Below are 13282 nucleotides of genomic sequence, written 5' to 3' on the forward strand. Positions count from 1 at the left end.
CGATCTGTCCCCCCACCCGATCTGTCCCCCCACCCGATCTGTCGAGGAGACGCCCGTGGAGTTCACCACCCGCCCCACGCTGGAGGGCACGTTCGGCATGGCCACCAGCACCCACTGGCTGGCCACCGCCACGGCGATGTCCGTGCTGGAGCGCGGCGGCAACGCGTTCGACGCCGCCACGGCCGGCGCCTTCGTGCTGCACGTGGTCGAGCCGCACCTGAACGGGCCGGGCGGCGACGCCCCGTTGATCATCAGCGAGCGCGGGGGCGCCCCCGAGGTGCTGTGCGGTCAGGGCGTGGCGCCGGACGGCGCGACCATCGCCCACTATCGCGACGAGCTCGGCCTGGATCTGGTGCCCGGCACCGGTCCGCTCGCCGCCGCGGTGCCGGGGGCCGTCGAGGCCTGGCTGGTGTTGCTGCGCGATCGGGGCACCTGGTCCCTGCGGGATGTTCTCGACCACGCGATCGCCCTGGCCAGCGACGGACACAGCCCGGTGCCCGCCGTCGGCGCGACCGTGGAATCGGTACGCGACCTGTTCACCCAGCACTGGCCCACCTCGGCCGAGGTCTGGCTGCCGGGCGGGGACAGCCCGCGGAACGGCGCCCTGCTCCGCAACCCGGCGCTGGCCCGGACCTGGCAGCGGCTGATCACCGAGGCCGAAGCGGCATCGGCGGACCGCGAGGCCCAGCTCGACGCCGCGCTGCGGGTCTGGAAGGAGGGCTTCGTCGCCGAGGCGATGGTGCGGACCGCGCGTACCCCGGTCATGGATTCGACGGGTACGCCGCACGCCGGCGTGCTGACCGGCGATGATCTTGCCCGACCCCAGGCGGTCTGGGAGCGACCCGCCGCCGTCGACTACGGGCCATGGACGGTGCACAAGTGCGCGGCCTGGTCCCAGGGCCCGTCGATGTTGCAGCAGTTGCGGCTGCTCGGCGACTGCGAGCCGGCCGATCTCGGCGCATTCGATGCCGCCGTCGTGCACCGGATCGTGGAGGGCGCCAAGCTGGCGTTCGCCGACCGCGACGCCTGGTACGGCGATGCCGCCGAGGTCGACCTCGCCGGGTTGCTCGCGCCGGGCTATGCCCAGCAGCGGCGGATGTTGATCACCGATGCCGCCAGCCGGGAGTTCCGGCCGGGTACGCCGGACGGCCGCGAGCCCGTGCTGGCCGAGCACATCCGCCGCGTCGTCGCGGGCGAGGTGCGCTCGTCCGCCGCGGGGGGCGCGGGCGAGCCCACCGTGCAGAGCCACGCCGCGCCACGCGCCGACGCGGCCGGGCAGACCGGGGACACCTGCCACATCGACGTCGTCGACCGCTGGGGCAACATGATCGCGGCCACCCCGAGCGGCGGGTGGCTGCAGTCCAGCCCGGTGATCCCGGAGCTGGGTTTCCCGCTGGGCACCCGGTTGCAGATGTGCTGGCTGGATGCCGGCCTGCCGAATTCGCTGACCCCGCGCCGGCGCCCGCGGACCACCCTCTCGCCCAGCCTGGCCAGCCTGCACGGCGAGCCCACCCTCGCCTTCGGTACGCCGGGCGGCGACCAGCAGGACCAGTGGAGCACCAGCTTCTTCCTGCGGGTCGCCGCGACGCAGGCGCGTACCTCCGCGCTGGATCTGCAGGGCGCGATCGACGCCCCGAACTGGCACACGGATGCGCTGATCGCCTCGTTCTGGCCGCGCGGCTACCGGCCGGGCTCGCTCGTCGTCGAGGCGAATGCCGACGCCGAGCTGGTCGCGGGGCTGCGGGCGCGTGGTCACGACGTGACCGTGGGCCCGGCGTGGTCGGAGGGCCGGCTCAGCGCCGTGTCCCGCGACGCCGCGACGGGGCTACTGCGCGCGGCGGCCAATCCCCGCGGGATGCAGGGCTATGCGGCCGGGCGGTGAGCCGGCGCGGATCAACCGAGCGCCTCGCTACTCCTCTCTCCGGGAAGCCAAAGCGGACAAACACGTGGCGTCGTCGTCCAATGTTTCACCGACACCAATTCTCGATTTCACTCATGAGAATGTTGCGAAGCTTGCCCGTCGAGCCCTCGAGAGCGCTTCCACGCCTCCACCGACGAAGTTCCTGGGCGCGGCTCACAAGGTCATTGCGGAGTCGATCCGCCCCGTCTACTCCGTGAACGAAGAACTTCCCGCATCCAGAGTGATCGGGCGCGGCTTCGGGTCGTGCAGTCAGCGACTGGCCGTCCTCGAAGCCGTGGCAAGGTCGGCAGGGATTCCGACACGGGCACGGGGATTTGTTGTCCGCGGCGAGTTCTGGCGACCACGTTTCCGGGTGCCTCGCGTGCTGATGCCGCGCGAGGTGCTGCTCTGCTGGCCAGATTTCTGCATTGATGATCAGTGGGTGACGTGTGGTGAGATCTTCTGTGGGCCAGGGAACGCCTGCGAGGCGCAAGCTTTCACCAATTCCGGCCCAGAGACACTGTTTGAAGCGATCCGAAACCGCCAGGTGAGCTGGACGAAACCCGGCACCGGCAGCGCCACCGGAGATCTGAGCGCGTGGGTCATCCGTGATCTCGGCACCTTCTCGAGCCGCGACGCACTGTGGCAGGCACACAACCAGACCTTTGACGGAGTCGTCCTGCCGATTGTTGACGCCGCGCTGCGACTTGGTTCGCGCGCCGCAGGCTGGGGCAGGCGCGAACCGTCACCGGGGAGCCGCGGGCGGCGCCACCCGGTCAGTCCGACAGCCCCGCGCCACCCTGCACGGGCCGGGTGTTGCCCTCCGCCCGAAGGGCCAGGGTGATCGCCTCCGCGCGGGGCCACAACTGTGCCTCGGGCAGCACGTCCGGCCCGCACGAGCGCGAGCCGAGTCCGTGCACGTCGGCATCGACGAACAGCCAGGTCCGCTCGGGCGTCGGCAGTTCGTGACGGTGCGCCGCGGCAGCCACCTGCTGCGGCGTGTGCCGGGCGATCGTGAAGCCGGGCAGCCGGCCGGCCTCGGCGTACGCCTCCACGGTCAGCGCCCGCCCGGGGCCGCTGAGCGTCAGCTCGCGCAGCCCGGCGCGGTGCCCGCTCTCCTGCGGGCGGGTCGGGGCGAAGTTGAGTTCGTCGATGCCCGCGGCGAACCGACCGACCCGCACGGCGCGGCGGCTGTCCGGCCACGATTCGCCCGGCCCGGTGCCGAACCATGCCGCCTCGTCCAGCTCCGCCGGCAGCCCGAACCGCAGCCCGATCCGCGGCCAGGTGCAGTCCCAGTCGCTGGACGGCGTCACCTCGGCGCGCAGCATCAGCCGGTCGTCGGCCCACCACCAGCGACAGGTCAGGTCCGCATAGGCGCGGGTCGCCGCGGCGCCGACGCGATAGGTGGCCACGATCCCGTGGGCCGCGGCCCGGAACTCGACCAGTCGGTGCTTCAGCCGGTCCAGCCCGCGCTCGGCCCAGCGCTGCGCCGATGACGGGCCGGGTACGCCGTCACCGCCGGTGGTGGCCGGGTCGGCCAGCTCGAAGGAGCCGAAGATGGCGCCCCGGTCGTTGTCGGTCGGCGCGCGCCACAGCTCGAGAATCGGCCCGGTGACGGCCAGCTCGCCCAGGGCCGTGAGCAGCCCGGTGGCCGGGTCGAACTCGGCGGCCCCGAGCGGCGCGTGCTCGGCCGAGGTCGGGTCGAACTGCGCCGGGCGTGGCGCCTCGCGCGCCGGCACCGTCAGCGGCCACTGGCCCTCCGCCACCGGGTGTCCGGCGCCCGCCCACGGCTCGTCGGCGGCCAGCTCGGCGCGTACCCGCAGCCAGCACTCGCCGCCGGACCGCGGCGCGAGCACCGCCTCCGGGAGCGTCACGGACACGGATTCGCCCGGCCCCGCCGCGGGCACGGCCACCTCGGCCTCGACGGAGTCCTCACCGTCCAGCTCGCTGCACGCCACGAACCGGAGATGATCAAGCCCGCGGGTGTGCTGCCGGTTGCGGACGGTGAGCACCCCGTCGGCGACGGTCAGCGAGACGGGCGCGTTGACCGCGGCGAACTCGGCCAGACCCGGCGACGGTACGCCGTCGGAGCGGACCAGCCCGTCCAGGACGAAGTTCCCGTCGTGCAGCTCCTCGCCGAAGTCGCCGCCGTAGGCGTACCACTCGCCCCGTTCGTCGCGTCGCCGCAGACCATGATCACGCCACTCCCAGACGAAGCCGCCGTGATAACCCGGGTACGCCTCGACCAGCTCGTCGTAGACATCCAGCGCGCCGGGGCCGGTGCCCATCGCGTGGGCGTACTCGCACTGCAGGAAGGGCATCGCGCGCACCCGTGCCGCCTCGCCGGCGGTGCAGCCGGGCAGCGGTCCGGCGCCGAAGATCACCTCCACCTGCCCGGGGCTGGCATACATCCGCGAGTAGAGGTCGGTGTAGGCGCCGGTGCGGTCGCCCTCGTAGTGGATCGGCCGGCCGCCGTCGCGGCCGCGGGCCCAGTTGGCCATCGCCGCGAGGTTCTCGCCGGTGCCCGACTCGTTGCCGAGCGACCAGATGATCACCGACGGGTGGTTCTTGTCCCGCTCGACGGTGCGCGCGATCCGGTCCAGCAGCGCGCCGCGCCAGCGGCCGTCGTCGCAGGGGTTGTCCCGCCAGCCCAGCAGCTCGAAGCCGTGGGTCTCCAGATCGCATTCGTCGATCACCCAGAAGCCCAGCTCGTCGCACAGGTCCAGCAGGTCCGGGTGCGGCGGGTAGTGTGAGGTCCGGATGGCGTTCACATTGTGTCGCTTCATCATGATCAGGTCCGCGCGGGCGGCGTCGGGATCGAACACCCGGCCGCGATCGGCCAGCACCTCGTGCCGGTTGACGCCGCGGAAGATCACCTGTCGCCCGTTCACCGACAGCCGATCGCCGTCGATGCGTACCGTGCGGAAGCCGACCCGTTCGGTCAGCGTCTCGCCGGCCGCGGAGATGATCACCTGATACAGCCGTGGCTCCTCCGCGCTCCAGGGTTGCGCCGGCGCCGCCAGGTCGATCGGCTCACCGGGACCGGCGAGCTCCTGGCGCAGGCCCAGCTCGGCGATCTCGACCGTGATCGGGTACGCCTGGGCCGGCGCCGACACCTCGCCGGTGAGCAGGCCCATCCCGGTTCGATGATCGAAGTCGGCGCGCAGGAAGACGTCGTCGATGCCGCCCACCGGGCGCTGCAGCAGCGTCACATCGCGGAAGATCCCCGGCAGCCACCACTGGTCCTGGTCCTCCAGGTAGCTGCCGTCGGACCACTGGTGCACCCGCACGGCGAGCACGTCGGTCCGGCCGCCGGCGACCAGCGCCTCGGTGACGTCGAACTCGACCGGCAGCCGGCTGCCCTTGCCGACGCCGATCTCGATCCCGTTCAGCCAGACCCGGAACGCGGACTCGACCCCGTCGAAGCGCAGGATCGCGCGGCCCGAGCCGACCCAGTCGGGCCGATCGAAGCGCAGCCGGTAGTCGCCGGTCGGGTTCTCGTCCGGCACGTGCGGCGGGTCGACCGGGAACGGGAACGCCACATTGGTGTAGGCGGGGTGGCCGTAGCGGCCATCGCCGTGCAGCACCCAGTGCGCGGGCACCGGCAGGCTGTCCCAGGCGGTGTCGTCGAAGTCGGGCTCGGCGAAGCCGGTCGGCCCGTCGGCGCGGGGGGCGTACCGGAATCGCCAGGCCCCGTTCAGGCTGGTGGATTGCGCATCGCTGTGCACCCGGGCGCGCGGCGGCAGCCCGCCCCGGCCGGGGGAACGATCGGTGAGATATTCCGGAGTTGCCACTGACACCCATTCATCCAACCACGCGCGGCACGCCGCGCCTCCAATCACGCGCGGCCGGTTGCCGATCAGCCGTGCCTCGCGCAAACTTCGGCTCGTGTCGCCGACCGCCCTCGCACCGCCGCCCGCGGCGCCGACCGGGCAGCCCGCCCGTCGTCGGACCGAGGCGTTGGCGATCGCGCTGCTGGCCGGCCTGACCGCAGCCGCCGTCGCGGTGTCGGTCGGCTGGCTCGCGCCGCGACCGGCGGCGGGCCCGTTCGAGGAGTTCCTGGCCGCCGACGGGGCCACCACCCCCGTCGTCGCGGCGAACGGCAGCGGCGACACCGCGGTGCTCACCCAGACCCGGCCGACCAATTGGTACGAGCTCGGCAACACCCTGGCGCCGGCGCTGCTCGACGGGTTGAGCGCGCCGGACCGGGGCGACCGGCTGCTGGTGGCCCGGTTCACCGCGCCCGGGGCCGACGGGCCGACCGAGCTCGGGTTCTCCTTCGGCGAGGAGGTACGCCTGCTCTACCTGAGCGCCCCGGTCGGGCGGGTGGCCTATGCGCCGAGCGTGCCGCTGTTCACCGCGGCCACCCGGCGCGGCGAGACCGTCACCGCCCGCACCGAGCTGAGGACCGAGCTCGAACCCGCCGCGGCCGACCTGCGGGTACGCAACGAGCCGGCGCCCGGCCGGCCCGGGTGCACGAGCGCGGTGCTGACCCCGGAGGGCGGCGACGACCAGCGCTACACGTTCTGCCCGCGGGACAGCCCGGGCGGCGCGGGCCTGGTCGGGATCGAGTACGGCGGCGCCGACGAGGTGACCGGGTGGGTCGCGGCCGCGGGCCCTCGACCGGCGGTCTCGATCGGGGGGCGAGATGCTGCGGCACTGCCGGACTGGGCCCCCGCCGCGGGGACGGGCAGCGCGGCGGAGGTGGTCTGGTACCGCGCCGCGGCCGAGTTTGGACAGATCGTTCCGGACGTCCGCCGTCCGCTGGCGCCGGTCGGAAACCGTTGGCTGCTCGTCGGGCCCCGCGAGCTGATCGTCGCCGACCCGATGCCCGCCGCGGCCACCCGGGCGACCGACGGCGACCGCCTGGTCACCGACTTCGTCACCCCGGGCGGCTGGGTCACGGCGGCGGCCCGGACCGCCGGCCTGGTCGTGACGGCGACCGACCGCGGGGAGCTGTCGGCCCGCACGCTCGCCGGGGAACCGGTCTGGTCGCGGCGGACCGACTCGCCGATCAGCGAGCTGCAGCCGAGCGGGGACGCACTGCTGGCCACCGGGGCCCGCGGCGGCGTCGAGCTGATCGATGCGGCCACCGGGGCAACCCGCTGGCGGACCGCGACCGGCCGGCTCGACGCCGCACCGGTGGTCGACGACACCCGCATCGCCGTGCTGGACAACGGCACGCTCGTGCTGTTGTCGGCGGCGGACGGCGAGCAACTGTGGACCGTGCGCGATCGCACCATCATCGGCGCGGCCCTGTTGCCGGGCGGGGTCACCGTGGCGGCCGCCGGCGACGGCACCGTCCTCGGCCTCGGCGCGGACCGCTCCCTGCTCTGGTCGCAGTCGCTGCCGGAGCCCCCGCAGACCGTCGCCGGCGGGGGCGACCTGGCCGTGCTGGGCGGCCCGGACGCCACGGTGGCGCTGCGCGGCGACGGATCGACCGCCTGGCAGCAACCCGGCGTACTCGGCATCGCCGCCGGCCCCGGCTGGACCGCGCTGGCCACCGACGGCCGGGTGCTGGTGCTGGACGATGCCGGCGCGCCGGTGCGCGACCTCGCGCTGCCGAACGACACCACCCCCAGCCAGGCGATGACCTTCGGCAGCGGCCCGGACGGGCTGCTGGTGACCGGGTCCACGCGCGAGGACGACACCCGGGAGCTGTGGTGGATCCGGTGAGCCCGCGGCGCACAGGCGTCGGCGGGCTGGTGGTCGCCCTGGTCGATCGCGTCTTCGTCGAGCCGGTACGCCAGGGCGCGCCGCGGGTCCGCGACTGGGCGCCGGGGATGCGCGCGATCGGGCTGCTGGTCGCGATGATCATCGTCGCCGCGCTGGCCGCGGTGTCGCTGGCCGAGACGGAGCTGCTGCCCCTGCGCGGCTCGGCGTCCGGGTTGGCCGTGCCGCTGGGCCCGCAGTTGGTGCTGTTCGCGCTGACCGTGGTGCTGGCGCTGGCGCAGACGACGGCCCTGCACGCCCCGCTGCCCCTGGCGCTGGCCCTGTGGGGCTTCGTCGGGGCCGCACTGACGGTGATCGCGGCGCTGCCCGGTCACGTCTGGCCCGATCCGGTCTCGGCCGCCGGGCCGGTGACCTGGCTGGTGTTGGGCGGCCTGGCCGTGCTGCGCCGTCGGGCCGCGCCGCGTTGGTGGGAGTTCGCGGCGGTCTGGGCGCTGGTCCTCGTCACGACCTATCTGCCGCTGGCGCTCGCGGCGGCCCGGATCGCCGACGGTCAGGCGCGTCCGTCGGCGGGATCGGTGCAGATCCTCGCGCTGGCCGCCGCCTCCGCCGCGGTGCCGGCCGCCCTGCTGGCGGGGGCATCGCTGGCCGCGGTCGCGTGTTCGCTGTGCCTGTGGGTGGTGGAGCTGGGCACCGCGCGAGCGCGGGCGGCGGGCCGGCCCGGCCGGGTGCCGCGCGGCCTGGTCGTGGCCACCGCCGTGGTGGCGGTGGCGGCCGTGGGCGGTGCCGGCTGGCAGCTCGTGGCCGGGTCGCTGGGCTGGCTCGACGCCGCGACCGGCCTGGCCTCGGCCGCGGCGGTACTGCTCGCCATCGCGATCGGTTGGGCGCTGCTGGACGCGCTTGCCGACGAGCGCTCCCCCGCCTCCACCGGCGTCGGGGAGCTGATCGACCACCTGCCCACCGTGGCGTGGCCGGCCGCGGTCGCGCTCGGCGCGGTGTCGGCGGTGCTGATCCTGCCGGTGGTGATGTTGGCGACCTGGCAAGTCACCTGGGCGGCCGTCCCGTTCAGCGACGCGGTGGCCGAGATCCTCACGGCCGTCTCCGCCAACCCGACCCTGGTCGGCTCGATCGGCGCGGTGGCGGCGGCGGTGATCTGCATCGGCCTCGGCCTGCGCCTGGCGGTGCGCGGGGTACGCGGTCCGGCCGAGCTGTTGTTCGCCGTAGGCGTCGTACAGGGTCTGCTGCAGTTCGGTGAGGTCTCCTCGTTCCGGATCGAGCCGGCTGCGGTCGGGCTGCTGGCCGGGCTCGTCGTGGCGGCGATGTTGATCATCACCGCCGCGCGCGGCCGGCTCACCGGCCCGGTCGCCGAGGCGTACCTGACGGCGCTGCTGATCACGGTGGCGATCGCGAATCTCGAGCTGTTGGCCGACCCGGTCGGGACGGTGCTGCAGTCGGTCGGCGGGGTGGTCGCGGTGCTGGCGCTGTTCTGGACGGTGCTGACCTCGGGCGATCTCGCCAACGGCGACTCCCCTCGCTTCCCCCGTTCCTCCCGGATCACCCTGGTGCTGGCGAATCTGCTGGTGGCGGTGCTGCTGGTCGCGGCCACCACGCTCACCACGAGCACCGGGAACACGACCAGCTTCGACGGGATCGTCAGCTCCGGGGCGCGCGATCTCGGCGTACCGCTGCTGCTGGTCGTGCTGGCCTCCGTGCTGGCGGCGGCGCTGCGCGGCGCGGAACCGGGCGAGCCCGCGGCACCGGTAGACTCGCCCGGTCATCCGCCCCACTTCCGACGGAGCCCGCATGCCCAACGACCTGTCCACCGCGCCTTCCGAGGTACGCCGCAGCCGTGACGATCTGCGCAATGTCGCAATCGTCGCGCACGTCGACCACGGCAAGACCACCCTGGTCGACGCGATGCTGTGGCAGTCCGGCGCCTTCCGCGACAACCAGTCCGTCGACGACCGGGTGATGGACTCCGGGGACCTGGAGCGGGAGAAGGGCATCACCATCCTCGCCAAGAACACGGCGGTCGAGCACCGCACGCCGGCGGGCGATTCCGTGACTATCAACATCATCGACACCCCGGGCCACGCCGACTTCGGCGGCGAGGTGGAGCGCGGGCTGGAGATGGTCGACGGTGTGGTGCTGCTGGTCGACGCCTCGGAGGGCCCGCTGCCGCAGACCCGGTTCGTGCTGCGCAAGGCGCTGGCGAAGAAGCTGCCGATCATCGTGGTGGTGAACAAGGTCGACCGGCCCGATGCGCGGATCTCGGCGGTGGTCGAGGAGACCTACGACCTGTTCATGGACCTGCTGGACGACGACGCCGCCGACGATGCGCTGGACTTCCCGGTGGTGTTCGCGTCGGCGAAGGCGGGGCGGGCGTCGCTGACCCAGCCGGGCGACGGCGATATGCCGGACAGCGACGATCTCGGGCCGCTGTTCGCGACGATCCTCGATCACATCCCGGCGCCGTCCTATGTCGAGGGCGCGCCGCTGCAGGCGCACGTGACGAACCTGGACGCCTCGCCCTATCTCGGCCGGCTGGCGCTGTGCCGGGTGGTCGCGGGCGAGCTGAACCGCAACCAGCTCGTCGCCTGGTGCCGGGCCGACGGCAGCGTACGCAACGTCAAGCTGAGCGAGTTGTTGATCACCAAGGCGCTGACCCGCGAGCCGGCCGACCATGCCGGCCCGGGCGACATCGTCGCGATCGCGGGCATCGACGAGATCACCATCGGCGAGACGCTGTCGGACCCGGAGAATCCGCAGCCGCTGCCGTTGATCACCGTCGACGAGCCGTCGATCTCGATGACCATCGGCATCAACACCTCGCCGCTGGCCGGCAAGTCGGGCAAGAACCTGACCGCGCGGCTGGTGAAGGCCCGGCTTGATCAGGAGCTGATCGGCAATGTCTCGATCCGGGTGAACCCGACCGAGCGTCCCGACACCTGGGAGGTCCAGGGCCGCGGCGAGCTGCAGCTCGCGGTGCTGGTGGAGACGATGCGACGCGAGGGTTTCGAGCTGACCATCGGCAAGCCCGAGGTGGTGACCCGCGAGATCGATGGGAAGCTGCACGAGCCGGTCGAGCGGCTGACCATCGACGTGCCCGAGGAGCACATGGGCACGGTCACCCAGTTGCTCGGCACCCGCCGCGGCCGACTGGAGCAGATGATCAACCACGGCACCGGTTGGGTACGCCTGGAGTACCTCGTGCCGGCGCGCGGGCTGATCGGCTTCCGCACCGAGTTCCTCACCGAGACCCGCGGCACGGGCCTGATGCACCATGTGTTCGAGGAGTACCAGCCGTGGTTCGGCGAGTTGCGCACGCGGCCCACGGGCTCGCTGGTGGCCGACCGTTCCGGGGTGGTCACGGCGTACGCGCTGTTCAACCTGCAGGAGCGCGGGACGATGTTCGTCGCGCCCGGGGCCGAGGTCTATGAGGGCATGATCGTCGGGGAGAACTCGCGGGCCGACGACATGGATGTCAACCCGACCAAGGAGAAGAAGCTCACCAACGTGCGCTCCTCCACCGGCGAGGAGCTGGAGCGGCTGATTCCGGCGCGGTTGCTGAACATGGAGCAGGCGCTGGAGTTCTGCCGCGGCGACGAGTGCCTGGAGGTCACCCCGGACGGGGTGCGGATCCGCAAGACGCTGCTCGCGGCGAACGATCGGTCGAAGGCGCGCAACCGCGCCCGCGGCTGATCAGGCCCAGCCGCAGCGGCTGGTCTCGGCGCGCAGGGCGGCGCGCTGGGCCGGCCGGGCCTTGCGGTAGCGGGCCCGCCCGGCGGCGGTGATCTTGACGAAGATGCTGCGCCGGTCCTGCGCGCACATCATGCGCTCGACCAGCCCGTCGCGCTCCAGCCGCGCGACCAGGCGGGACAGGGCGCTCTGGGTGAGGTGGCCGTTCTCCGCGAGCTGACCGATCCGCAACTGGCCGCCGTCGGCGCCCGCCAACTGCTCCAGCGCGTCGAACTCGCTGCCGCTCAGCCCGTGCTCGGCCAGGGCGCGATCGAGCGCGCAGGCGACCCGGTGGTACTTCGCCATCAGGTCGTGCCAGATGGTAGCCAGCTCGTCATCGTCCTCACAGCGGGCGTCGACGACCCGTCCGGCGGCGGCATCAGTCGACATGCCGGCGATGCTACCACGGTCCCGCCAGATATTTGTTCACGCATTTGTTACTTGCGCATCTAATGCACATGCATAGAGTGTTCCTCATGACTGCTCCCAGGACGTGCTCCGTCGACGCCACGCCGCCGTCGATCCCGGCAACCGATCCGGACACCTCGAACACCTTCGCCATCACCAGCTCCGCCGGCTGGACCTCACGAACCTGGCTGCTGCTGGTCGTTCTGTGCGGCGCGCTTTTCCTCGACGGCCTCGACATCTCCATGGTCGGCGTCGCCCTGCCCTCCATCCGGGCCGCCCTCGGACTCGACCCCTCGACCCTGCAGTGGCTGGTCTCGGGCTATGTGCTCGGGTACGGAGGCCTGCTGCTGCTCGGCGGGCGGGCAGCCGACCTGCTGGGCCGGCGGCGTACCTTCCTGGTCGCCGTCGCCGTGTCGGCATCGCCTCGGTGATCAGCGGGCTGGTCTCCTCGGCGGAGTTGATCATCGCGCTGCGCTTCATCAAGGGCGTGGCGGCCGCGTTCACGGTGCCGGCCGGGTTGTCGATCATCACTACCACCTTCGCCGAGGGACCGGCCCGCAACCGCGCGTTCTCGATCTACACGGTCTGCGGGGCGAGCGGGTTCTCGCTGGGTCTGGTCTTCGGCGGGCTGCTCACCGAGGTCGACTGGCGTGCCACGCTGCTCTTCCCGGGTCCGGTGGCGATCGTGCTCACCGTGCTCGGTCTGCTGGTCATCCCGCGGGCCGCGTCGAGCGCCTTCCGCCTCGCGCACTTCGACCTGCTCGGGGCGCTCACCTCGACCGGGTCGCTGCTGCTCCTGGTCTACGCCGTCGTCAACGCGCCGCACGCCGGCTGGGCCGCGCCGTCCACCATCGCCATGCTCGCCGGCGCGGCGCTGCTGGCCGTCGCCTTCGTGATCATCGAGCTGCGCCACCCGCACCCGCTGGTCCGGCTGGGCATCCTGCGCTCGGTGCTGCTGGTGCACGCCAATCTGACCGGCTTCGTGATGTTCGGCGGCTACGCCGCGTTCCAGTTCCTGGTCACGCTCTATGTCCAGGAGGCGCTCGGCTGGTCGCCGATGGCGATGGCGCTGGGCTTCCTGCCGGCCGGGATCCTGGTGGTGGCGTCGGCGACCAAGATGGACAAGGTGCTGGGCCGCGTACCGACCGTGGTGTTGATCACGCTCGGGCTGGCATTCTTCTCCGCGGCGTACCTGCTCTTCCTGCGCACCGAGCCCGGGATGAGCTACTGGAACTTCCTGTTCCCGACGATCCTGCTGCTCGGCGCGGGCTTCGCGGTACTGTTCCCGGCGATCAACTCCCAGGCGACGGCCGGGGTCGCCAGCGCCGAGCAAGGGCTGGCCTCGGGGCTGCTGAACACGTTCATCCAGGTCGGCGGCGCGGTGATGATCGCGGTGGTCACCGCGATCGTCGCCAGCTCCGGCGCGGGCGCGGCGGCTGCACCCGGCCGGCTGCTGCCCGGGATGCCGACCGCGATCGCCGTGGTGATCGGCCTGACGCTGGCCGGCCTCGCCGCGACCGGCGCGGTGCACCTGCTGCGCCGCCGCGCGGTCCGGGCGTGACGGGG

The 13282-nt window shown here is 72.8% G+C and carries 9 protein-coding genes; 7 read left to right on the forward strand and 2 right to left on the reverse strand.

Translation table 11 applies throughout. The features are described 5' to 3' along the window. The first annotated feature begins 55 nt into the window (after positions 1-55). Both ACXDC7_RS00320 and ACXDC7_RS00325 read left to right on the forward strand, forming a co-directional pair. Positions 56-1882: a gamma-glutamyltransferase family protein gene (locus ACXDC7_RS00320; RefSeq protein WP_459220802.1), complete on the forward strand. Its 1827-nt coding sequence runs from the start codon at positions 56-58 to the stop codon at positions 1880-1882. Next, positions 1866-2744: a transglutaminase domain-containing protein gene (locus tag ACXDC7_RS00325; protein WP_459220803.1), complete on the forward strand. Its 879-nt coding sequence runs from the start codon at positions 1866-1868 to the stop codon at positions 2742-2744. Before ACXDC7_RS00320 ends, ACXDC7_RS00325 begins: the two co-directional genes overlap by 17 nt. On the opposite strand, the gene ACXDC7_RS00330 is transcribed toward ACXDC7_RS00325, so the two are convergent. Continuing rightward, positions 2677-5694 carry a glycoside hydrolase family 2 TIM barrel-domain containing protein gene (locus ACXDC7_RS00330; protein WP_459220804.1) on the reverse strand — a complete coding sequence of 1006 codons (3018 nt, stop codon included), beginning with the start codon at positions 5692-5694 and terminating at the stop codon, positions 2677-2679. The two genes, ACXDC7_RS00325 and ACXDC7_RS00330, sit on opposite strands and share 68 nt — an antisense overlap. A gap of 94 nt (positions 5695-5788) precedes the next feature. Here ACXDC7_RS00330 and ACXDC7_RS00335 point away from each other — a divergent pair, with 94 nt between their 5' ends. From ACXDC7_RS00335 to typA, 3 genes are read left to right on the forward strand one after another with little or no spacing between them, the layout of a single operon-like run. Next, positions 5789-7576, forward strand: coding sequence for an outer membrane protein assembly factor BamB family protein (locus tag ACXDC7_RS00335; protein ID WP_459220805.1), 1788 nt, complete (start codon positions 5789-5791; stop codon positions 7574-7576). Further along, positions 7573-9423: a hypothetical protein gene (locus ACXDC7_RS00340; RefSeq protein ID WP_459220806.1), complete on the forward strand. Its 1851-nt coding sequence runs from the start codon at positions 7573-7575 to the stop codon at positions 9421-9423. Before ACXDC7_RS00335 ends, ACXDC7_RS00340 begins: the two co-directional genes overlap by 4 nt. Beyond that, the gene (typA, locus tag ACXDC7_RS00345) at positions 9374-11272 is read left to right on the forward strand and encodes a translational GTPase TypA (RefSeq protein WP_179445359.1); all 1899 of its coding nucleotides are present in this window, start codon (positions 9374-9376) and stop codon (positions 11270-11272) included. The genes ACXDC7_RS00340 and typA overlap by 50 nt, the downstream gene beginning before the upstream one ends. Here typA and ACXDC7_RS00350 read toward each other — a convergent pair whose 3' ends face one another. Continuing rightward, positions 11273-11698, reverse strand: coding sequence for a MarR family winged helix-turn-helix transcriptional regulator (locus ACXDC7_RS00350; RefSeq protein ID WP_459220807.1), 426 nt, complete (start codon positions 11696-11698; stop codon positions 11273-11275). 86 nt (positions 11699-11784) lie between these two features. Here ACXDC7_RS00350 and ACXDC7_RS00355 point away from each other — a divergent pair, with 86 nt between their 5' ends. Together ACXDC7_RS00355 and ACXDC7_RS00360 are read left to right on the forward strand one after the other, a co-directional pair. Then, a complete protein-coding gene (locus ACXDC7_RS00355) occupies positions 11785-12147 on the forward strand; it encodes an MFS transporter (RefSeq protein ID WP_459220808.1) in 363 nt (120 codons plus the stop codon). After that, positions 12144-13277 (forward strand): MFS transporter, encoded by a 1134-nt coding sequence (locus tag ACXDC7_RS00360; RefSeq protein ID WP_459220809.1) that lies wholly within the window; start codon positions 12144-12146, stop codon positions 13275-13277. Before ACXDC7_RS00355 ends, ACXDC7_RS00360 begins: the two co-directional genes overlap by 4 nt. Positions 13278-13282 lie beyond the last annotated feature (5 nt).

This window comes from Naumannella huperziae (assembly GCF_054073625.1).